Origin of the sequence: Sphingomonas sp. J315, from assembly GCF_024666595.1 — a bacterium.
GTDB lineage: Bacteria > Pseudomonadota > Alphaproteobacteria > Sphingomonadales > Sphingomonadaceae > Sphingomonas.
Genome location: NZ_CP088296.1, coordinates 1,479,858 through 1,500,489, shown reverse-complemented (window position 1 = coordinate 1,500,489; position 20,632 = coordinate 1,479,858). Strand labels below are relative to the sequence as shown.

General features: G+C 66.9%; 14 protein-coding genes and 2 pseudogenes. 12 read left to right on the top strand and 4 right to left on the bottom strand.

What is annotated here, in order from left to right:
• Nucleotide 1: 1 nt before the first annotated feature.
• Genes LRS08_RS07660 through LRS08_RS07645 form a run of 4 tightly spaced genes read right to left on the bottom strand, consistent with a single transcriptional unit; the run spans nucleotide 2 to nucleotide 5,582 of the window.
• Nucleotides 2-1,162 (bottom strand): MFS transporter, encoded by a 1,161-nt coding sequence (locus LRS08_RS07660; protein WP_260481525.1) that lies wholly within the window; start codon nucleotides 1,160-1,162, stop codon nucleotides 2-4.
• A gap of 10 nt (nucleotides 1,163-1,172) precedes the next feature.
• Nucleotides 1,173-2,288: an FAD-dependent oxidoreductase gene (locus tag LRS08_RS07655; RefSeq protein WP_257844226.1), complete on the bottom strand. Its 1,116-nt coding sequence runs from the start codon at nucleotides 2,286-2,288 to the stop codon at nucleotides 1,173-1,175.
• 10 nt (nucleotides 2,289-2,298) lie between these two features.
• Nucleotides 2,299-3,270, bottom strand: a complete 972-nt coding sequence (locus LRS08_RS07650; RefSeq protein WP_260481524.1) for an MBL fold metallo-hydrolase — start codon at nucleotides 3,268-3,270, stop codon at nucleotides 2,299-2,301.
• Nucleotides 3,270-5,582, bottom strand: a complete 2,313-nt coding sequence (locus LRS08_RS07645; RefSeq protein WP_257844232.1) for a TonB-dependent receptor — start codon at nucleotides 5,580-5,582, stop codon at nucleotides 3,270-3,272. The genes LRS08_RS07650 and LRS08_RS07645 overlap by 1 nt, the downstream gene beginning before the upstream one ends.
• Nucleotides 5,583-5,700: 118 nt before the next feature.
• Between LRS08_RS07645 and LRS08_RS07640 the strand changes: the two genes are divergently transcribed.
• From LRS08_RS07640 to LRS08_RS07590, 12 genes and pseudogenes are all read left to right on the top strand, one after another.
• Nucleotides 5,701-6,627, top strand: coding sequence for a LysR family transcriptional regulator (locus tag LRS08_RS07640; protein ID WP_257844234.1), 927 nt, complete (start codon nucleotides 5,701-5,703; stop codon nucleotides 6,625-6,627).
• 129 nt (nucleotides 6,628-6,756) lie between these two features.
• Nucleotides 6,757-10,264 (top strand): annotated as a pseudogene (locus LRS08_RS07635) (hydantoinase B/oxoprolinase family protein).
• Nucleotides 10,261-10,933: pseudogene (locus LRS08_RS07630) on the top strand (DUF969 domain-containing protein). The pseudogenes LRS08_RS07635 and LRS08_RS07630 overlap by 4 nt, the downstream one beginning before the upstream one ends.
• Entirely contained in the window at nucleotides 10,930-11,880 is a 951-nt protein-coding gene (locus LRS08_RS07625; protein WP_257844237.1) for a DUF979 domain-containing protein, read from the top strand. The pseudogene LRS08_RS07630 and the gene LRS08_RS07625 overlap by 4 nt, the downstream one beginning before the upstream one ends.
• Nucleotides 11,880-12,860, top strand: a complete 981-nt coding sequence (locus LRS08_RS07620; RefSeq protein WP_257844238.1) for a DUF2891 domain-containing protein — start codon at nucleotides 11,880-11,882, stop codon at nucleotides 12,858-12,860. Before LRS08_RS07625 ends, LRS08_RS07620 begins: the two co-directional genes overlap by 1 nt.
• Nucleotides 12,861-13,012: 152 nt before the next feature.
• Nucleotides 13,013-14,908: a TonB-dependent receptor gene (locus tag LRS08_RS07615; protein WP_260481523.1), complete on the top strand. Its 1,896-nt coding sequence runs from the start codon at nucleotides 13,013-13,015 to the stop codon at nucleotides 14,906-14,908.
• Between the two features lie 29 nt (nucleotides 14,909-14,937).
• The gene (locus LRS08_RS07610) at nucleotides 14,938-15,309 is read left to right on the top strand and encodes a TonB-dependent receptor (RefSeq protein ID WP_260481522.1); all 372 of its coding nucleotides are present in this window, start codon (nucleotides 14,938-14,940) and stop codon (nucleotides 15,307-15,309) included.
• The gene (locus tag LRS08_RS07605) at nucleotides 15,299-16,600 is read left to right on the top strand and encodes an MFS transporter (RefSeq protein WP_257844240.1); all 1,302 of its coding nucleotides are present in this window, start codon (nucleotides 15,299-15,301) and stop codon (nucleotides 16,598-16,600) included. Before LRS08_RS07610 ends, LRS08_RS07605 begins: the two co-directional genes overlap by 11 nt.
• On the top strand, nucleotides 16,597-17,934 hold the full coding sequence (locus LRS08_RS07600; protein WP_308222993.1) for a carboxylesterase family protein: 1,338 nt from the start codon (nucleotides 16,597-16,599) through the stop codon (nucleotides 17,932-17,934). Before LRS08_RS07605 ends, LRS08_RS07600 begins: the two co-directional genes overlap by 4 nt.
• Entirely contained in the window at nucleotides 17,931-18,215 is a 285-nt protein-coding gene (locus LRS08_RS20045; protein WP_308222994.1) for a hypothetical protein, read from the top strand. The genes LRS08_RS07600 and LRS08_RS20045 overlap by 4 nt, the downstream gene beginning before the upstream one ends.
• Entirely contained in the window at nucleotides 18,212-19,795 is a 1,584-nt protein-coding gene (locus LRS08_RS07595; RefSeq protein WP_257844241.1) for an AMP-binding protein, read from the top strand. The genes LRS08_RS20045 and LRS08_RS07595 overlap by 4 nt, the downstream gene beginning before the upstream one ends.
• A complete protein-coding gene (locus tag LRS08_RS07590) occupies nucleotides 19,782-20,594 on the top strand; it encodes a TetR/AcrR family transcriptional regulator (RefSeq protein WP_260481521.1) in 813 nt (270 codons plus the stop codon). The genes LRS08_RS07595 and LRS08_RS07590 overlap by 14 nt, the downstream gene beginning before the upstream one ends.
• The last annotated feature ends 38 nt before the right edge of the window (nucleotides 20,595-20,632 follow it).

Sequence of the window (20,632 nt, the reverse complement as noted above, 5' to 3'; positions counted from 1 at the left end):
TTCATGCTCCTTGAGTTGCCGGACTGCGACGCAGCAGCGCGACGCCCGCGCCGATCGCCGCCGCAGCCGCGTAGAAAAGAAAGACGCCCGACAGGCCGCCGAGCACCCCCGACAGCGCCACCGCGACGATCGGCGCGACGAACTGGGCGAGGAAGAAGGACCCGGTCCACACACCCGTCCCGCGCCCGCGCGTCTCCGGCGGAAGGCGGCGGAGAACCCAGGCGAGCATCGTCGGCAGCATCAGCCCGTTGCCGATCGAGATCACGACCGCACAGGCGGCGGTCAGCGCGAAGCTCGTGGACAATGCAATGCCGACATAGCCGAGCGCGACCAGAGGAAGGCCGATCGACAGCAAGGTCTGCCCCGACCAGCCCTTGAGCCGCCCGAACAGCATCGACCCGGCCATCACGCCGAGATTGGCGGCGGCTCCGGCCAGCCCGATCGTGGCGGGGGAGGTGACCCCCGTCGCTTCGATCACCGGCCCGAGCTGGACGATCAGCGTGTAGAACAGCATGCCGATGCCAAAGGTGATCGCGACCAGCATCGCGATGCCCTGCGCCTTGCCCGCAGCTGCGGGCGCGCTCGCGGCAGTCTTCGCCGGTTCGAACAGGATCAGGGCAGCGGCAAGCGCCACGGGCAGCGCCAGCAGATACAGCCAGAACGGCCCGCGCGACCCCAAAGCCTCACCCAGCGCGCCGCCCGCCGCGATCAGGACGATCGCGCTGACGCTCGCGGTGGCGATCTGGATCGACACCCATTTTTCGCGCCGCTCGCCGGTGAAGTAATCGCCGACCAGCGCGGTCGCGACGGTCATGATGATCGCCTCGGTCACCCCCAGCGCGACGCGCGCGCCAAGGATCATGCGCAGATCATCGAGCAGCAAGGGCAGCAGGCCGAACCCCGCATAACCGACCAGCGCCGCAATCAGCAGCCGCTTGCGGCCGAGCTTGTCCGACAGCCAGCCGGCGACCGGGGAAAACAGCGCGACGCACAAAGCGGGAATCGTCAGCGCCATCGGCACCAGCACCGCCGCGCCCGGCACATCGGCGAACTCGCGCATCAGCAGCGGCAGCACCGGCACCAGCGCTATGATCGCCATGGTCGGCATCACCGCGGTGAGCATCAGGATCACGCCATGCCGGGTCGTCGCTTGCTGGGTCATCGGACGATCCTCAAATTGGCTTTGCCACGACTTCGAACATTTCGTGCGTTGCCTTGGCATTGTCCACCGGCGGCCCCTTGCCGAGCTGGCCCATGCAGATGGCGAGGCTGGAGCGGACGATATAGGCGCAGCGCTCGAACCGGCGCGCGCGATAGGCGGTCAGCGCTGTCTCGATGTCGTCGTGGCGCGCCAGCTCCTCGGCCAGCACCAGGCTGTCCTCGATCGCCATCCCCGCACCCTGGCCCAGATGCGGGGTGGTCGCATGCACCGCATCGCCCAACAGCGCGATCCGCCCGCGATGCCACGCGCCCTCGACCAGCATGCCTTCGAGCGGGCGATAGACGACGCCATCATCATCGGTGACCAGCTCCGACAGCTCGCGGATGTACGGCGCGCAATTCGCCATTTTCGAGCGCATCACTGCGGCCAGCCCCTCACGCGGGTAGCGCGGGTTATCGGGCTCGGGCGTGGTGACATAGATGTACATCAGGCTTTCCGACACCGGCACCAGCCCGACGCCGGTCGGCCCGTTATAGACGTGCAGCGCGTCGAGATCGGCGGGGCGGGGCAGGTTGTAGCGCCACACCGCTTGCCCGGTGAATTGCGGCCCGGTCAGGTCGGGGAACAGCGCCGCGCGCGTCTGCGAATAGACGCCGTCCGCGCCGACCACGAGGTCGAAGCGCGCGCTCTCGCCATTGGACAGTGTCACATCGACGCCCGCGCCATCGTCGCTCAACTCGGTCGCGGTCACCCCCAGCAGCACCTTGGCCCCGCTGGCGATCGTGCTGTCGCCGAGGATCTTGTGCAGCGCCGGGCGGGCGATCCCCATATTGGCCGGATAGCCGTCGACCAGTCGCGGGGTGGGGACGCGCGCGACCTTTACCCCCGTCGGCGTGTAGATCTCGACCGCATCGAACCCGACGCCCGACGCGACATATTCGTCGATCAGCCCCAGCTGCGCCATCGCGCGGATCACGTTCGATTGCTGGATGATGCCGACGCCATAGACCGACCAGTCGGGATCGCGCTCGATCACCGTGACGTCAAAGCCCTTGGCGCGCAACGCGATGGCGGTGGTCAGGCCGCCAATGCCGCCGCCGATGACGAGGATGTTGCCGGATTGCATGTTTGTTCTCTCAGAATCGGTCGAGATCGTTGGCCAGCGTAATCGGCCCGGCAAAGCGGGCACGGACCTGCGCGATATAGCCCCGGGTGCGGACGGGGTCGGGGGTGCCGCCCGCGAAATGGGTGATGACCACCGCCTTCACCCCGGCGCGCGCGGCAAGATCGCCGACCGCTTCGGGCGTCAGGTGATGGGTGGACAGATGCTGTTCGAGCTTCTGCTTGGCGGGGGGCGGCATGTTCGGCGAATTGCGCGCGACCGTCGCCATTGTCGCGGCCATGTCGATCATCTCGCTGACCAGCAGGTCCGCGCCCTTGGCTAGCCGTTCCACGGCCGCGCTCGGCCCGGTGTCGCCGGTATAGACGATCGACCGGCCGGGCAGGTCGAAGCGCAGCGACAGCGACTTGTAGTTGCGGTCCTCGACGCTGCCGGGCGGGAAATCGTAATGGCTGTTCTGCGCCGCAGTGACGGTCATGCCGTCCACCGTCATCTTGTCGCCGTCGTTCAGCTCGATCACAATCACCGTGTCGGCGGGCGGCGCCCAGGGCTGGCCCGGAATGCCATAGCCGACCCGCGCGGCAGGCTGCATCGACGCGACCATTCCCGCGACCAACTCGCGCGTGCCCGGCGGGCCATAGACGGTCAGCTTCTCCGCGACATTGGTCTGGTTGCGCAGCCCCAGCACCGCCGACAGGCCGCCGGTATGATCGGTGTGCAGGTGGCTCAGGAACACCGCGCGCACGCGGGGCAGCTGATAGCCAGCCTTGGTCAGCTGCTGGACCGCGCCATCCCCGGCATCGACCAGATAGACGCGCCCGTCATGCACCAGCGCATTGGCGGGCTGCGAGCGGTCGCGGCTCGCCACCGGTCCGCCCATTGTGCCGAGCGTGATGAACGCATCGCCCTGGGGCGGCGCCTGCTGTGCGGACGCGGGCACCGCCGCGAGCACCGCCGCAACCACCAGTCCCAGAAGCGACGCGCGCATCAGAAGTCGAACCCGACGCGGACGCCATAGGTGCGCGGCGGGCGCAGCGTGCCGACCGGGAAGTCGAGGATCGGCCGGGTACCCGCGCGCGCCAGCACGACCTCATCGGTCAGATTGTTGACGAAGCCGGTGACGCTCCACCCCTGCTGGCTGCGCAGTGTGACGAACGCGTCGGCCATCACGAACCCGTCCTGCTTTTCTTCAGGGCGGTAGTTCGAGTTCATGAAGCGGCTGCTCTCGATATTCGCCCGCGCACCCGCGACGAAATCGAGGTCGCCGGTCAGCTCGAACGTCCGCTCGTACCCGACATTGATCGCCCATTCGGGCGAGTTGACCGTCGGCTTGCCCGAACAGTCGATGTCATAGAAGCGCGCGTTGTTGACCCCCGGATTGGCCGCACGGCTGCCCAGCGTGGTGCAGCCCGTGGTCACCGGCGCGCCCGTCGGCGAGAAATTCGCCGTCTGCAGGCTGTCATACTTGCCCTTGAGATACTGGACGTTGAGGTTGAACAGGTCGTTGCGGGTCGGCGCAAAGCGCGCCTCGAATTCGGCGCCATAGATGTGCGACTTGCCGGCATTGACCGTGATCGACCCCTGCGCGAACACGCCGGTCCCGGTCGGCACGCCGCCGACATAGGTAATCTGTTGGTCCTTGTAGTCCCAGTAGAATGCCTCGAAATTCAGCTGCAGCTTGTTGTCCATGAAACGGTTCTTCGCGCCGAAGGTATAGGCGGTCAGCGTTTCCGGGCGGAACGTGTTGTTCGGCGGCTGCGCGACGAAGAAACCGCCCGCCTTGAAGCCGGTCGCGACATTGGCATAGACCAACGACGCCGGACCCGCGTCGAACTCGACCCCCGCCTTCCAGGTGAATTTCTCGAAGCTCAGGCTGCCGGTGAACGGCGCGCTCAGCGGGGGCAGCACCGGGCCGGGCAGGCCGCCCGACGCGGTCGAGGTGAGCTGTTTCTTGTCCTCGCGCGTGAAGCGGCCACCCGCGACAAGGCGCAGCTTGTCGCTGAGGTCGAAGGTCAGCTGTCCGAACGCCGCGACGCTCTCGGTATTGAGGCGCGGGGTAAAGCGCGTGGTCGAGATATTGCCCTGGCGGAAGAAGTTCAGAGTGTTCTGATTTTCGCCGAAATAGAAGCCGCCGACGACGTAGCGCAGCCGCCCGTCCTCATTCGACGCCAGCCGCACCTCGACCGAGGTCTGCTCGGCCAGATCGGTGATGTCGCCGGCAAAGCCGGGCAGATAGGTGCGGAAATTGACGTCCGAACGCCGCCATGCGGGGAGGACCGTCAAGGTGCCGAAGCCAAGGTCGCCGACCACGGTCGCGCTGACGCCGATGAACTGGTTGTCGAGGAAGCCGTCAGTCCCGGCCAGCGCCACGCAGCCGCTGTTCACGAAATTGCCCATGCCGCCGCAGAAGGGCGGGGCGGAGATGGTCGACGCCAGCTGACGGATCGCGGCGTGCGCGCGCGGGTCCGACACGCTGACGCGATCCTCGAGCGCCGGAACGGTGTAGCGCGCCTCGGGCAACAGCACCGCGCCCGATCCCTTGCCATGCTGGTTGTAATAGTCGGCGACCAGGGTCATCGACCAGCGGTCGGACGGCTCGATCAACAGCGACGCGCGCACCGCCTCGCCCTTGTCGTCGTCATAGCCGTCGGAGATATATCCGTCCCGATCGACCACCTGCCCCGCGACGCGCAGCGCGACCTTGTCGCCCAGCGGCACGTTGAGCGCGAGGAAGCCCTTCTTGCTGTCGTAATTGCCATATTCGAGCAGCGCTTCGCCGCCGAACTTGCCGAGGATCGGCTTTTTGGGGAGCACGTTGATCGCGCCGCCGGTAGCGTTGCGGCCATAGAGCGTGCCCTGCGGCCCCTTGACCACCTCGACGCGTTCGAGGTCGTAGAACACGCCGGCGGGTGCCGTCGGGCGGCCGACATAGACGCCGTTGAAGTTGAACGCGACGGCGTTTTCCGAGAACGAGTTCTGCGAATTGGTGCCGACGCCGCGCAGGAAGAAGCTGGTCGTGCCGCCGGTCGGCTGGACGACGAGCGAGGGGACCAGCTTGCCGAGGTTGGCGGTTTCGGTGATGCCCGATTGGGCGAGGTCGTCGCCGGTCACTGCGGTCACCGCGACGGCGGCGCGCTGGAGCGATTCCGAACGGCGCTGCGCGGTGATGACGATGTCCTGAAGACCCTCGCCTTCCTCGGTCGCCTGCGCGGCTTCGGGGGCGGCGGGCGCATCCTGCGCCAGCGCAGGAGCAGCATGGGCGACGAGGATCGCGGTCCCCGCGAGAAGCAATTTTTTCATCAGACAATCCTCCCATGGGCGCCGCTTCGCCGAGCGCGCCTCTGCATTGAGGATGGTCAAAGCCGATCATTTATCATAACGATTTGTTTCTATCGTTTAGCACAAATGGAATTGATGGATGCGGCTCGATCAATTCGATCTCAACCTGTTGATTGCATTCGACGTCCTGATCGAGGAACGCAGCGTCACGCGTGCGGCGGAGCGGCTCAACCTTACCCAATCGGCGATGAGCGCGGCGCTCAAGCGGTTGCGCGAATCGTTCGCCGACGAAATTCTGGTGCAGCACGGCAAGCGGATGGTGCCGACCGCTGCCGCTCTGTCGCTGGCGCCCGACGTGGCCGCAGCACTGCTGAACATGCGCGCGATCCTTGCGAGCGGTATGCGGTTCGATCCTGCCCAGTCGCAGCGCACGTTCCGCATTGTCGGGTCGGATTATATCACCACCGTTCTACTCGGCCCGGCACTGCGCATGCTGCACAGGGAAGCACCGCACATCCGGATCGAGATTACGCTGCCGCGCTCCGACATTCTCGAACAGCTCGACGACGGCGAGATCGACTTGCTCATTTCGCCCGAACAGTTTCTCAGTCCGCATCACCCGCGCGAATTGCTGTTCGAGGAACGGCATGTCGTGGTCGGTTGCTCGACCAACCCCGTGATGCACCGACGGCTGGATGCAGAGACCTATTTCGCCAGCGGGCATGTGGCGACCAGCGTGTCGCGCGATGGCACGTTCATCGACAATTATCTGCGCGGTCAGGGCGAACAGCGTCGTGTGGAAATTGTCTGTGCTGCCTTTTCGCAGGTGCCGTGGATCCTGCCCGGGACGACCCGCCTCGCGCTGATGCACGAACGGCTCGCACGCGAACTGGCGCCGCAACTGGGGCTGATCGTCCAGGAATCGCCCTTCCCGCTGCCGGTGATGCGCGAAATGATGCAGTTTCACAGCGCGCGCAGCAGCGACCGGGGCCTGTCATGGCTTTGCGACCGGCTGAAACGTGCCGCAAGTGGCAACGCCGGGTCGGGCGAAACGGCGACCGGGTAATCCAATCGCCATCTTGTCTGATTTGGCCAGCCGCGTATCCACGGGTGCTGCGAGGTGTAACGGGGGGCCGGGGTGAGCGGATCGGGGTGTTGGGAATTCGCGATCGATCGCGGTGGCACCTTCACCGATATGGTTGCGCGTGCGCCCGACGGAACACTGACGACGCTGAAGCTGCTATCGGAAAATCCCGGTCACTATGACGACGCGGCGATTGCCGCGATCCGGCGCGTAACGGGTGTCGCATCGGGGGCGCTGCCGCCGATGCAGGTGCGGATCGGCACCACCATCGCGACCAACGCGCTGCTCGAGCGCAAGGGCGAGCCGGTGTGCCTGGCGATCACGCGCGGCTTCGGCGACGCGCTGGTGATCGGCACCCAGGACCGGCCGCACATCTTCGCGCGGCGGATCGAGCGCGCGCCGTCATTGGACGCCGCGACGGTCGAAATTGACGAGCGGGTCGGCGCGGATGGAGCGGTGGTGCGCGCGCTCGACCTCGACGCGGCGCGGCGCGATCTGACGGCGGCGTTCGAGTCTGGGTTGCGCGCGGTGGCGATCGTGCTGGTGCACGGCTTTCGCTATCCCGCGCATGAGGTGGCGCTGGCGCAGCTGGCGGTACAGATCGGCTTTACCCAGATTTCTGCGAGCCACGCCGTGGCACCTCTCATCAAGCTGGTCCCCCGCGGCGATACCTGTGTCGCCGACGCCTATCTGTCGCCCGTGCTGCGCCGCTACGTCGCCGGTCTCGACGCCGCGCTGGGCGCGGACAATGCGCCGCTGTTCATGCAGTCGAGCGGCGGGCTTGCCCCGGGCGGGGCGATTTCCGGAAAGGACGCGATCCTGTCCGGCCCCGCCGGCGGCATCGTCGGCATGGCGGAAACTGCGCGCGCCGCCGGGTTCGATCGCGTGGTCGGTTTCGACATGGGCGGCACCTCGACCGATGTGTCCTTGTTTGCCGGCCGCTATGAGCGCGACAGCGAGACGATCGTCGCGGGCGCGCGCATCCGCGCTCCGATGCTGCGCATTCACACCGTCGCGGCGGGCGGCGGGTCGATCTGCCGGTTCGAGGACGGCCGGCTGCGCGTCGGCCCGGAATCGGCGGGGGGCGGTGCCGGGTCCGGCCTCTTATCGGCGTGGCGGGCCGTTGACGGTCACGGACTGCAACTTCGCGCTGGGCAAGCTCCAGCCCGGTTTCTTTCCCGCCGCCTTTGGTCCTGACGGCGATCTGCCGCCCGATCCAGAGTCGGCGCACGCGCGGCTGGCGGCGGAGGCGGCGGCTGCGGGCATGACGCCTGAGGCGGCGGCCGAAGGATTCGTCGCCATCGCGGTCGCCAACATGGCCAATGCGATCAAGTCGATCTCGATCGCGCGCGGGCAGGATGTGACGCGCTTCGCCCTGTCGTGCTTTGGTGGCGCGGGCGGGCAGCATGCGTGTCTGGTCGCCGATGCGCTGGGGATCGAGACCGTCCTGATCCACCCGCTCGCCGGGGTGCTCTCGGCCTATGGCATCGGCCTGGCCCGCCAGCGCGCGATCCGCGAGCGGACCGTGGCGCTGCCGCTCGTCGACGCTGACAGGCTGGCGACGGCGCAGATTGCTCTTGCCGATGAGGCGTGCGCGGCACTGGCCGCGCAGGGGGTGGCGGGAGGCGTCACCGTTGAAACGCTCGCGCATCTGCGGCTGCCCGGCTCCGACAATCTGATCGCGGTGCCGTTCGGTGCGGGGGAGACGATGCAAGCCGCCTTCGCCGAGCAGTTCCGCGAGCGCTTCGGCTATGCCCCGCGCGGCGAACTGACGGTCGAGATGCTGAGTGTCGAGGCAATCGAGCCCGCCCGCGCTGCGCCGTCGCTCCCCGCTCCGCCCGCCCGTGCGGCGAAGCCTCACGCGCAGGTGCGGCTCTACACTGCCGGCGACTGGCACGACGCACCCGTCTTCCGCCGCGATGCGCTGCCCGCCGGGGCGCAGGTGAGCGGTCCCGCGCTGGTCATCGACGATGTCGCGACCAGCGTGATCGAACCCGGCTGGACCGCAACGATCGATGCCGAGGGCAGCATCCTGCTGACCCGAAGCGGAGCCACCGCACGCGCGCAACGCAGCGACACCAGCGCCGATCCGGTGCGGCTGGAGATCTTCGCCGGGCTGTTCATGGCGATCGCCGAGGAAATGGGCGCGGCGCTCCGCCACAGCGCGACATCGGTCAATATCCGCGAGCGGCTCGATTTCTCCTGCGCGCTGTTCGACGGCGCGGGCAACCTCATCGCCAATGCGCCGCATATCCCGGTGCATCTGGGGTCGATGGGCGAGAGCATCCGCACCGTGATCGACCGGCGCAGTGCCGACGGGCGCGGCATCCGGCGCGGCGACGTCTACGCCCTCAACGCACCCTATAATGGCGGGACGCATCTGCCCGACATCACCGTGATCCAGCCGGTGTTCGTCGGGTCGGGGGACGCACCCGACTTCTTCATCGCGGCGCGCGGGCACCATGCCGATATCGGCGGGATCAGCCCCGGATCCATGCCACCGGACAGTGTGGACATCGCGGAGGAAGGAGTCGTCATCGACAATTTCCTGCTGGTCGAAAATTCTGTGCTGCGTGAAGCGCAAACCCGCGACTTGTTCGCATCGGGAAAATGGCCGGCCCGCAATATCGACCAGAATCTCGCCGACCTTGCAGCTCAGGTAGCGGCGTGCGCGCGCGGCGCTTCCGAACTCCAGCGACTGTGCGACGAACAGGGGGTGGCGGTGGTCCGCGCCTATATGGGCCATGTCCAGGATCATGCCGAAGCGGCGGTGCGACGGCTCATCGGCGGGCTGTCCGACGGCACCTTCCGCTACGAACTCGACAACGGTTCCGTGGTGGCGGTCGCCGTAGAGGTCGATCGCGATGCCGCCACGCTGAGCTTTGATTTCACCGGGACTAGCGACCAGCTGCCCGACAATTTCAACGCGCCGCTGTCGGTCGTCCGCGCGGCGGTGCTCTATGTCATCCGCTGTCTGGTCGATGAGCCGATACCGCTCAACGACGGCTGTCTGCGCCCGGTGACGATCCGCGTGCCGGGAGGGTCGATGCTCAATCCGCGCTTTCCCGCCGCGGTGGTCGCGGGCAACGTCGAGACCAGCCAGGTGGTGACAGACGCGCTGTTCGGCGCTTTGGGCGCAATGGCGGGGGCGCAAGGGACGATGAACAACTTCACCTTCGGCAACGAGCGCCACCAATATTATGAGACGATCGCGGGCGGCTCCGGTGCCGGTCCGGGGTTCGACGGGACCGCGGCGGTACAGACGCACATGACCAACAGCCGCCTGACCGACCCAGAGATCCTCGAAACGCGCTTCCCCGTGCGGCTCGAGGAATTCTCGATCCGGCGCGGGTCGGGCGGCAATGGTCAGTGGCGGGGCGGCGATGGTGCGGCGCGCCGGGTCCGTTTTCTTGAGCCGATGCACGCAGGCATCCTCGCCAACCGCCGCCGCGTGCCGCCGTTCGGGCTGGCGGGCGGCAGGGACGGAGCGACCGGCGCGAACCATGTCGAGCGTGCGGACGGCACCGTCGAGCGGTTCGGCGCGACCGCCTCGGTCGAGGTCGGCGCAGGCGATGTGTTCGTGATCGAAACGCCTGGCGGCGGAGGCTATGGCGCATGAGTTACCTCCCCCTGCTCGGCATCCTGGTCGTCGTTGCTGGCTTTGCGCTGCGCCTCAACCCGATGCTGGTTGTCACCGCCTCGGCGCTGGTCACCGGTCTGCTTGCCGGGATGGGGCCGGTCGAGGTGATCTCGGCGTTCGGCAAGGCGTTCAACGACAACCGCATCATCGCGATCGTATGGATCGTGCTGCCGGTGATCGGTCTGCTCGAACGCTATGGCCTTCAGCAGCGGGCGCGCGCGGTGATCGGCGGGTTCCGCCGCGCGACCGCCGGCCGGCTGCTGATCCTTTACCTCCTCTATCGCCAGATCACGGCGGCGATCGGGCTCCATTCGACGGCAGGGCATCCCCAGACGGTGCGACCGCTCGTTGCTCCGATGGCGCTGGCCGCCGCCGAGCAGCAGCATGGCGCGCTGACCGAGGATGAGGCGGAAACGGTCAAGGCCAATGCCGCCGCTACGGACAATGTCGGGCTGTTCTTTGGCGAGGACATCTTCTTCGCGATCGGATCGATCGTGCTGATTCAGGCGACGCTGTCGACCTATGGCATATTGCTCGCCCCGCTGGAGCTTGCCGTCTGGGCGATCCCGACCGCGATCGCCGCGTTCGTCATCCATGCCCGCGCGGCTGCTGCTGCTCGACCGACGGTTGGGGAGGGGGCGCACATGATCACCCTTAACTGGCTCTACGTCCTTGCCGGTCTGATGTTCGCCGCCTTTGCGGTGCTGAGCGCGCGCGACCGGCGCAATACGAAGCGGTTCGGCAACGCCGCCTTCTGGGGCCTGATGGCGCTGAGCCTGCTCGCCGGATCGTATCTCGGCGACCTTGGCAACGGGCTGCTGGTGCTGGGGTTGGCGGGGCTAGCCGGGTTCGGCGCGATCGGGCGCGGCGAGCCGGCGACGACCAGCGACGCCGAGCGTGAAGCGTTCAGCGCGAGGCTCGGCAACCGGCTGTTCCTCCCCGCGCTGATCATCCCCGCCGTCGCGCTGTTCGGGACGTTGCTTTACAATTACACCCCGCTCGGCACCTCCGGCCTGATCGAAGCGAAGCGCGAGACCTATGTGCTCCTCGGTCTCGGCGTGCTGGGCGCCATCCTGGTGCTGTTCGTGTGGTTGCGCCCGCCCGCGCTCGCCCCGCTTCAGGAGGGGCGGCGGCTGATCGACTCGATCGGCTGGGCGGCAGTGCTGCCACAGATGCTCGCCGCGCTCGGCGTGGTGTTTGCTGCGGCCGGGGTTGGCACGGTGATCGGCGACCTTACGCGCGCGATGATACCTGGGGGTAGCGTGTTCCTGACCGTCGTGGTGTTCGGCGTCGGGATGGCGTTGTTCACGATGATCATGGGCAACGCTTTCGCCGCTTTTCCTGTGATGGCGGCGGCGATCGGCGTGCCGTTGTTGATCGTTCAGTACAACGGCGACCCGGCGGTGATCGGGGCGATCGGGATGCTGGCTGGCTTTTGCGGGACGCTGATGACGCCGATGGCGGCGAACTTCAATCTGGTCCCCGCCGCGCTGCTCGAGCTGAAGGACCGCAATGGCGTAATCAAGGCGCAGGTGGCGACGGCGCTGCCGCTGCTGGGGGTCAATATCCTGTTCATCTGGTGGCTGGGCTTTTGATGAGCACCCTCACCCCCGAACTCGCCGCGCGGTTCGCCCGCACCACCTTGTCGCACCTCGGCCAGCAATGGCCGTACAAGATGGACCATGTGCTGAACGGGCCAGAGGATGCGCGCCCGCCGGTCGCCTTCCACCCGATCTTTCACGGCAGCTTCGACTGGCACAGCTGCGTGCATGGCTGGTGGCAGGTGATGCGGATCGCTCGGCGCTTCCCCGACCTGCCCGAGGCGGCAGCGGCGCGCGCGCGGGCCGATGCGATGCTGGTGCCGGACAAGGTCGCGGTCGAGCTTGCCTATCTCTCGCGGCCCTATGCGGCGGCGTTCGAGCGGCCCTATGGCTGGGGCTGGCTGCTCGCGCTGCATGGCGAGCTCGCGCGGCACGACGCCCCGTGGGCGGCGGCGCTGGAGCCGCTGGCGCGCGCGTTCGCGGAGCGGTTCATGGGGTTCCTGCCCAAGCTGACCTACCCGCTCTATGTCGGCACGCATTTCAACACGGCGTTCGCACTGACGCTGGCGCGTGACTGGGCGCTGGAGCACGACGGCGCGCTGCTGGTGCTGATCGACCAGCGGAGCCGCGACTGGTTCGGGTCGCTGCGGGATTGCCGGACGTTCGAGCCCGGCGGCGACGAGTTTCTGTCGCCGACGCTGTCGATCGCATTGCTGATGAGCCGTGTGCTCGATCCGGTCGCATTTGCCGCGTGGTTCGCCGCCTATCTGCCCGCGATCGGCGACCATCTGCTGACACCGGCGCATGTGTCGGATCGCAGCGACGGCAAGATCGCGCATCTCGACGGTCTCAACCTCAGCCGTGCCTGGGCGTATCGCGGGATTGCTGCGGCATTGCCCGACTCGCATGCGCACATCCCGACGATGCGCGCCGCCGCCGACCGCCATCTCGCCGCCAGCCTGCCGCATCTGGAGGACGACTACATGGGCAGCCACTGGCTCGCCAGCTTCGCGCTGCTCGCGCTCGAAGCCTGATTTCCATCGCGCGACCGTCCCCCATTGCCGCAAATCCATGACCCGAAAAGATATTCACACTCGTGATAGTGAATGTTGACAGGCTCCGGACATCGCGACATATTCCTTCCAGCAAGTCGACGCATGATCGACGGCATCGAGGAGAGGTAAGGATGAGGGCAAGGCTTCTGGCGACCGCGTGCGCGGTCACGCTGTTCACGGTTCCGATGTCCGCTGCGGCGCAGGACGCCCCGGCCGGCGACACCGCCGCTCAGGGCGACGATGAAGTGGTCGTCACCGCCACCCGCCGCGCCGAGCGCATCCAGGACGTGCCGCTCAGCATCAGCGCGTTCCAGCAGGAAGAGCTGACCGAAAAGGGCATTGTCGGGTTCGAGGGGATCGCCCGCGAAACGCCGGGCGTCGTGCTCAACCGCCCGACCCAGAATTTCAACAATTTCACTGCACGCGGCATCGCCACCAACGGCTATAACGCGAACCTGCAGAGCTCGGTCGCGGTCTATATCGACGAACTGCCGATCTCGACGATCGGCAACACGACGGTGGTCGACCCGACCCTGTTCGACGTCGAGCGCGTCGAGTTCCTGCGCGGTCCGCAGGGCACGCTGTTCGGGTCGGGATCGCTGTCGGGTGCGATGCGCATTCTGACCAAGAACCCCAATCTGTCGTCGTTCGACATGGCAGGGCAGGTCGATCTCGCGCTGACCGGATCGGACAGCTTCCGGCAGCGTTACAATGTCATGGTCAACCTGCCGATCGTCAGCGACACGCTGGCGGTGCGCGCGGTGGGCTTCTATCGCAACGAAGACGGCTATCTCGACAATGTCGGGACGGGCGTGAAGAATTCGAACAAGCTGATCAACTGGGGCGGGCGCGTCATCGCGCTGTGGAAGCCGACCGACCGGCTGTCGGTGCGCGTGATGGGGTCCTATGAGGACAGCGATCCCAAGGACAGCTCGCTCACCAGCCCGTCGCTCGGCCGCGAGAAGCGCGTGTCGGATCAGCCGGACCGCTTCACCGGAAAGCAGACGATCATCAACGGCACGGTCGAATATGAATTCGATTTCGCCCGCCTGACCAGCTCATCGACCTATTCGGATTTCGACCAGAAATTCTATGTCGACCTGGCCGGCACCTTCGCGCCCGGCTCGTTCCCCGGCGCGCCGATCGCGTTCGGCCTCGACGCCGACGCCTATGACAAGGTGTTCGTGCAGGAAACGCGGCTGGTGTCGTCGCTCGACGGCCCGTTCGAATTCACCATTGGCGGCTTCTACATGCACCGCCGCCGCGACGTGGACTTTTTCTACCGCTCCAACCCGCAATTCCTCGCGGCGCGCGGGATCACCGGCCTGCCCGATCAATATTATCAGAAGCTCTACACGCATTCGAAGAGCGACGAGCTGGCCGGGTTCGGTGAGCTGACCTATCGCTTCTCGCCCAAATTCTGGCTGACTGGCGGCATGCGCTATGGCCGCACCTCGGCACAGGCATTTACCGAGGCGGGCGGCTATCTCGCGACGGCGGGCGGGTTCAACTATTTCACCTATGCGCTGTTCGGCATTCCGGTGAACTTCAATCCCGCCACCTTCACCCCCTATGCCGCAGCGGCCGGGGTCAAGGCGACCGGATCGGCTCCGTCATGGAAGGCGAGCGCGAGCTGGAAGCCGAGCGAGGCGATCACCACCTACGCCACCTTCTCGACTGGCTTCCGCGCGCCGATCGTCAATGCCCGCGCCGGTGCCGCCAGCCTGACCGACCCGACCGACATTATCATCCCCTACGGTGCGGACTCGGACGACCTCAAGAGCTACGAAATCGGTGCCAAGGCGCGCTGGCTCGACGGTCGGGTGACGATGAACGCCGCGCTCTACCTGATCGACTGGAGCAACATCCAGGCCCAGGCCAACCGCCGCTCGGACTCGGTCCAGTTCGCCACCAATATCGGCGCCGCGCGTAGCAAGGGGTTCGAGGTCGAAATCGGCGTGATCCCGGCCAAGGATGTCTTCGTCGGTCTCAACGCCGCATATAACGACTCAAGATCACCAAGCTGACCCCGACCGAGGCGACGATCTCGGGCGCGGTGCTCGGCCATCGTCTGTCGGCACCGCGGCTGCAGGGTGCGGCGTACATCTCCTATGGCTTCGACCTGGGGGATAGCGCGCGCGGCACCTTCGCGATCAACGCGCAATATGTGGGGTCTTACAACAGCTCGTTCCCGAACACGCCGGGCAACCCGAACCTGCGCCTCGCGACGTTCGGCAAGACCGACGAATATGCCAATGTGAACCTCAATCTGGGGGTCAAGAAGGGGTCGCTCTCGGCCAATCTCTATGTCGAGAATCTCTTCGACGATCATTCGGTCGTGTACATCCACCCCGAGGCGTTCCTGGTGAGCCGCTTCGGCACGCTGCGCCCGCGCACCGTGGGGATCCGCCTTGGCTATGGCCTCTGATGCAGCGACGGCCGGTGGCGACACCGGCCGTCCGTCACCCGCGAACCGACCGTGGTTCGTGCTGGTCACGCTCACCTTCGTCTATGTGCTCAATTTCCTCGACCGGCAGCTGATCGGCATCCTCGCCAAGCCGATCCAGGATTCGCTGAATGTCACCGACACCCAGTTGGGACTCATCGGCGGCCTCTATTTCGCGATGTTCTATTGCTTCATCGCGATCCCCGTGGGGTGGTTCGCCGACCGCACCAGCCGCGTCGGGGTGCTCAGCCTTGCCTGCGCGATCTGGAGCGGGGCGACGGTCGCATGCGGCATGGCGGCCAACTATACGCAGCTGGTCATCGCGCGGATGACGGTAGGATTCGGCGAGGCCGGCGGCGTCCCGCCATCCTATGCGATCATCACCGACACCTACCCGCCGGGCAAGCGCGCGGCGGCGCTGGGCATCTTCAACTTGGGTCCGGCGATCGGTGCGGCGGCGGGCGTCGCGTTCGGCGCGGCGATCGCCGAACATTATGGCTGGCGGCTGCCTTTCATCATCGTCGGCGCGATCGGCGTGGTCACGGCTGCGTTCGTGTGGCTGACGATCCGCGAGCCGCAAAAGGGCGCGATGGATGGCGCACGCGCGGCGAGTGCGGACGACAAGGCGCCGTTCTGGCCCACGGTCGGCGCGTTCCTTTCCAACCCGGTGCTGATGCTCGCGGCGCTTGGGAGCGGTGCGACCCAGTTCGTCACCTATGGCCTGGGCAATTTCGCGGTCCTCTATCTGATGCGCGAAAAGGGCATGGTGCTGGGCGACGTCGCGGTCTGGTACGCGCTGGTCCTGCTGATCGGCATGGGCGGCGGGATGGTCGTATCGGGCCGGGTGATCGACGCGATGACCCGGAAATCGCGTAGCGGCTATGCGGTTGCCCCGGCCGCGTCACTGGCGGTGGCGATGCCCTTTTACATCGGCTTTGTCTGGGCACCGGGCTGGCCGCTCGCATTGGCGCTGCTCGCGGTGGTGATGGTGTTCAACTATTTCTACCTCTCGGCCTCGGTTGCGCTGGTGCAGGAAGAGGTGCGCCCCAATCAGCGCGTACTGTCGGGTGCGCTGCTGCTGCTGATCATGAACTTCATCGGCCTTGGTCTCGGCCCGACCTGGGTCGGGTTCGCAAGCGACTGGTTCAAGGCGCAGGGCGATACGCAGAGTCTGCAAAGCGCGCTCTACACGCTCACCCCCTTCTATCTGATCGCGATCGGATTGTTCGTGGCGCTCGCGCGGCGGCTGAAGCGCGGGGAGGCGGCGGCGTGAAGCGGCTGATCGTCCTGATCGCGCTGCTGTTCGCCGCGCCCGCGCTGGCCCATCCGCGGGTCACCGCGCCGGTCGGCACGGTCGAGGGGGTGGAGCAGGGCGGCGTCCGGATCTTTCGCGGCATCCCCTATGCGCAGCCGCCGGTCGGCCCGCTGCGCTGGAAACCGCCGGTTGCGGCCCCGGACTGGCAGGGGGTGCGCAAGGCGACCGCGTTCGGCACCGCCTGTGTTCAGCCGCGCAACCGCAATGCCGGCATCTATACCAACCCGCTCGACAAGGTCAGCGAGGATTGCCTGACGCTCAACATCTGGGCGCCAGCGGAGGGCAAGGACCTGCCGGTGTTCGTATGGATCCACGGCGGCGCGCTGGTCGCGGGCTATGGCCATGAATCCATGTATGACGGCGCGCGGATGGCCCAGCGCGGCAACATAATCGTGGTGTCGATCAACTACCGGCTCGGCATCCTCGGCTATCTCGCCCACCCCGAACTGAGCGCGGAGTCGCAGGACGGCGTGTCGGGCAATTACGGACTGCTCGACCAGATCGCGGCGCTGAAATGGGTACAGCGCAACATCGCGGCGTTTGGTGGCGATGCGGGCAACGTCACCATCGCGGGCGAGTCCGCCGGGGCGCTCAGCGTCATGTATCTGATGGCCAGCCCGCAGGCGCGCGGCCTGTTCCACAAGGCGGTGGCGCAGAGCGCGTACATGATCACCACGCCTGAGCTGAAGCGCGGCGCGCACGGCCTGCCCTCGGCCGAAGCGGCGGGGAGCCAGATCATGGCGGCGGTCGGCGCGCGCGACCTTGCCGGGCTGCGCGCGATGGACGCGGAGAAGCTGACGGTCGAGGCCGCGACCAAGGGCTATGGCCCATGGGGGACGGTCGACGGCAGGACGCTGACCCGCCAGCTGGTCGCGATCTGGGACCATGGCGAACAGGCCAAGGTGCCGGTGCTGACCGGGTTCAACTCGGGCGAGATCCGGTCGCTGACGGTGCTGCTGCCGCCCGCGCCCGCGTCCGCCGAGGCGTATGAGGCGGCAGTTCGCGCGCGTTATGGTGACCTCGCCGAGCATCTCCTGCGGCTTTACCCGTCGAGCAACATCAAGGAGTCGCTGCTCGCGACGACGCGCGACGCGCTCTACGGCTGGACCTCGATGCGGCTCGCGATCGGCCAGACGACGATCGGGCAGCGCGCCTATCTCTACCTGTTCGACCATGGCTATCCGGCGGCGGACGAGAATGGGCTCCACGCCTTTCATGCTGCCGAAATCCCCTATGTGTTCGGCACCGCCAGCCGCACGCCCCCTATTGGCCCAAGGTTCCCGATGACGTGACCAACCGCCGCCTGTCGGACGCGATGCTGTCCTATTGGGCGAGCTTTGCGCGCAGCGGCACCCCGGTCGCGGACGGCCAGCCGGCATGGGAGGCCTATGGCAAGCCTGCCAACTACATGAACTTCGCAGGCAAGCCCCAGCCGGGAACGCGGCTGATGCCCGGCATGTTCGCGCTGCACGAAGCGGCGATGTGCCGCCGCCGCGCGGCGGGCGATCAGCCATGGAACTGGAACACCGGCGTCGCCTCGCCGGTCCTCAACAAGGCGACGGGTTGCCGATGATCGACGGAAGCATGCAGGATTATCCGCTGACGCTGGACAAGTTCCTGCACCACGCCGCCAAATGGCATCCGGATGCGGAGGTCGTCACTGCGCGGGACGGCGGCGGGATCGACCGGATCGGCTATGCCGGGCTGCGGGACCGCGCACTGGCGGTGTCGTCGCTGCTGACCAGCTTTGGCGTCAGGCAGGGGGATCGCGTGGCGACGCTGGCGTGGAACAGCCAGGCGCATGTCGAGACATGGTATGCGATCATGGGCATGGGCGCGGTCTGCCACACGCTCAACCCGCGCCTGACTGCGGCGCAGCTTGCCGATATGGTCGTGCAGTCGGGTGCGCGGGTGATGATCGTCAGCGCCGATCTCCAGCCGCTCGCGCGTGCCATCGCCGAGCGCGTGCCGGACCTGTCTCTGATGCTGGTGATCGACGGTGAAGCCGATGTTCAGACGGCGGGGACGTGTGCTGTCACCGCGCTGGAACCGCTGATCGCGACCGCACCCGGTGGAGCGGTATGGGGCGATTTCGCTGAAACGACGCCGTGCGGCCTGTGTTTCACCTCCGGCACGACCGGCGCGCCCAAGGGCGTGACCTACACCCACCGCGCCAGCTTCCTGCACACGCTGCGCTGCCTTCAGGCCGATGTGATGGCGATCCGGTCGACCGACAGCGTGCTGGTGGTGGTGCCGATGTTCCACGCCAATGCCTGGGGGCTGCCCTTCGCGCTGCCCGCAGCGGGTGGGCGGCTGGTGCTCCCCGGACGCGCGACCGATGGCGCGAGCCTCGCCCGGCTGATCGCCGCGGCGGAGGTGACGATCGGCGTCGCAGTGCCGACCGTGTGGTTGGGTGTCGCCGAACATCTCGAGGCGACCGGCGAGTCGCTGCCCAGCCTGGAGCGTATCATCGTTGGGGGATCGCCGCTCGCTCCAGCGTTGATGGAGCGGATCGAGCGCGTCCTAGGTGTCACGGTCCAGACCAGCTGGGGCATGACCGAACTGTCGCCCTCGGGCACCGTCGCGCCGCCGCACGATCCGCAGCGGACGGCGGCGGTCTCCGGCCGCCCGGCGATCGGCGTCGACCTGTTGCTGACCGATGCCGATGGCGTGGCACTGCCGCAGCAGCGCGATGCCGAAGGCCATCTGCGCGTGCGCGGCGCTGCCGTGGTGGACCGCTATTTCGGGCAGGATGCTCCCGCGACCGACGCCGACGGCTGGTTCGCGACCGGCGACCTCGCCCGCATCGACGCGCAGGGCAACCTCATCATCACCGGCCGCGCCAAGGATCTGATCAAATCCGGCGGCGAATGGATCAATCCCGCCGAGATCGAGGCGGTGGTCGGCGCGCTGCCGCAGGTATCGCTCGCCGCCGTGATCGGGCGCGAGGACGCCAAATGGGGCGAACGCCCTCTGCTGCTGGTCGAAATGCAGGACGATGCGCTGAGCGACGCCGAACTGCTCGCCCCCTTGCGCGGACGGGTCGCGTCGTGGTGGATTCCCGATGCGGTGGTGCGTCTCGACGCGATGCCGCTCGCTCCAACCGGCAAAATCGACAAGAATAGCTTGCGGTCTCAATATGGAAGCGCTTGAGACCTTGTTCGACCCGGCGCGCGGCGATCCGTCCGCGTCCGGGCAACAGGGGGAAGAACGCCCAGTGCCGGAACAGACGCCCGACAAGCCCAAGCCGCGCCGCCGCTCGACCAAGGCTGAACAGCGCGCGGAGACGATGGAGCAGATCCTCGACGAGGCGGAGTATCTGTTCTCGAAGCACGGGCTGCACGGAGTGACGCTCAAGGACGTCGCCAAGCGCGTCGGCGTGCACCACACGCTGCTCAACTATTATTTCGAGGACAAGAAGAAGCTGTTCGACGCGGTGTTCGCCCGTCGCGCGGTGGTGACCAGCGAACGGCGGCTGCGCGCGCTCGACGAATACGACGCCGCGACCGGCGGCAAGCCGACGCTGGAAGGTGCGCTCCACGCCTTTCTGGACACCGATCTCGACCTCTATATCGAGGGCGGCGAGGGCTGGAAGAATTACGGCGCGCTCGGTGCATTGGTGGCGAACACGCCCGAATGGGGTGCCGAGCTGATGGACGCGCATTTCGATCCCGTTGTCCTGCGTCTGATCGGCCTGCTGAAAAAAGCGCTGCCCGATTGTGCCGAAGAGGATATTTTCTGGGGCTATCACTTCGTGACTGGCGCGCTGATGGTCACGCTGGCGCGTACGGGACGCATCGACAAGCTGTCGGGTGGCTTGTGTCGGTCCAACGATTTTGCGGCAGTCAAGGAACGCATGGCTGCATTCATGGCCGCCGGTTTTCGCCAGATCTGCGAAACCCGGGGGGCGGGGCAGGGGCTAGCCTTGCCGATCACGAGGGTTTACCCCTAGTCAAGACATTCACTCACGCGTTAGCGAATATTATGGGA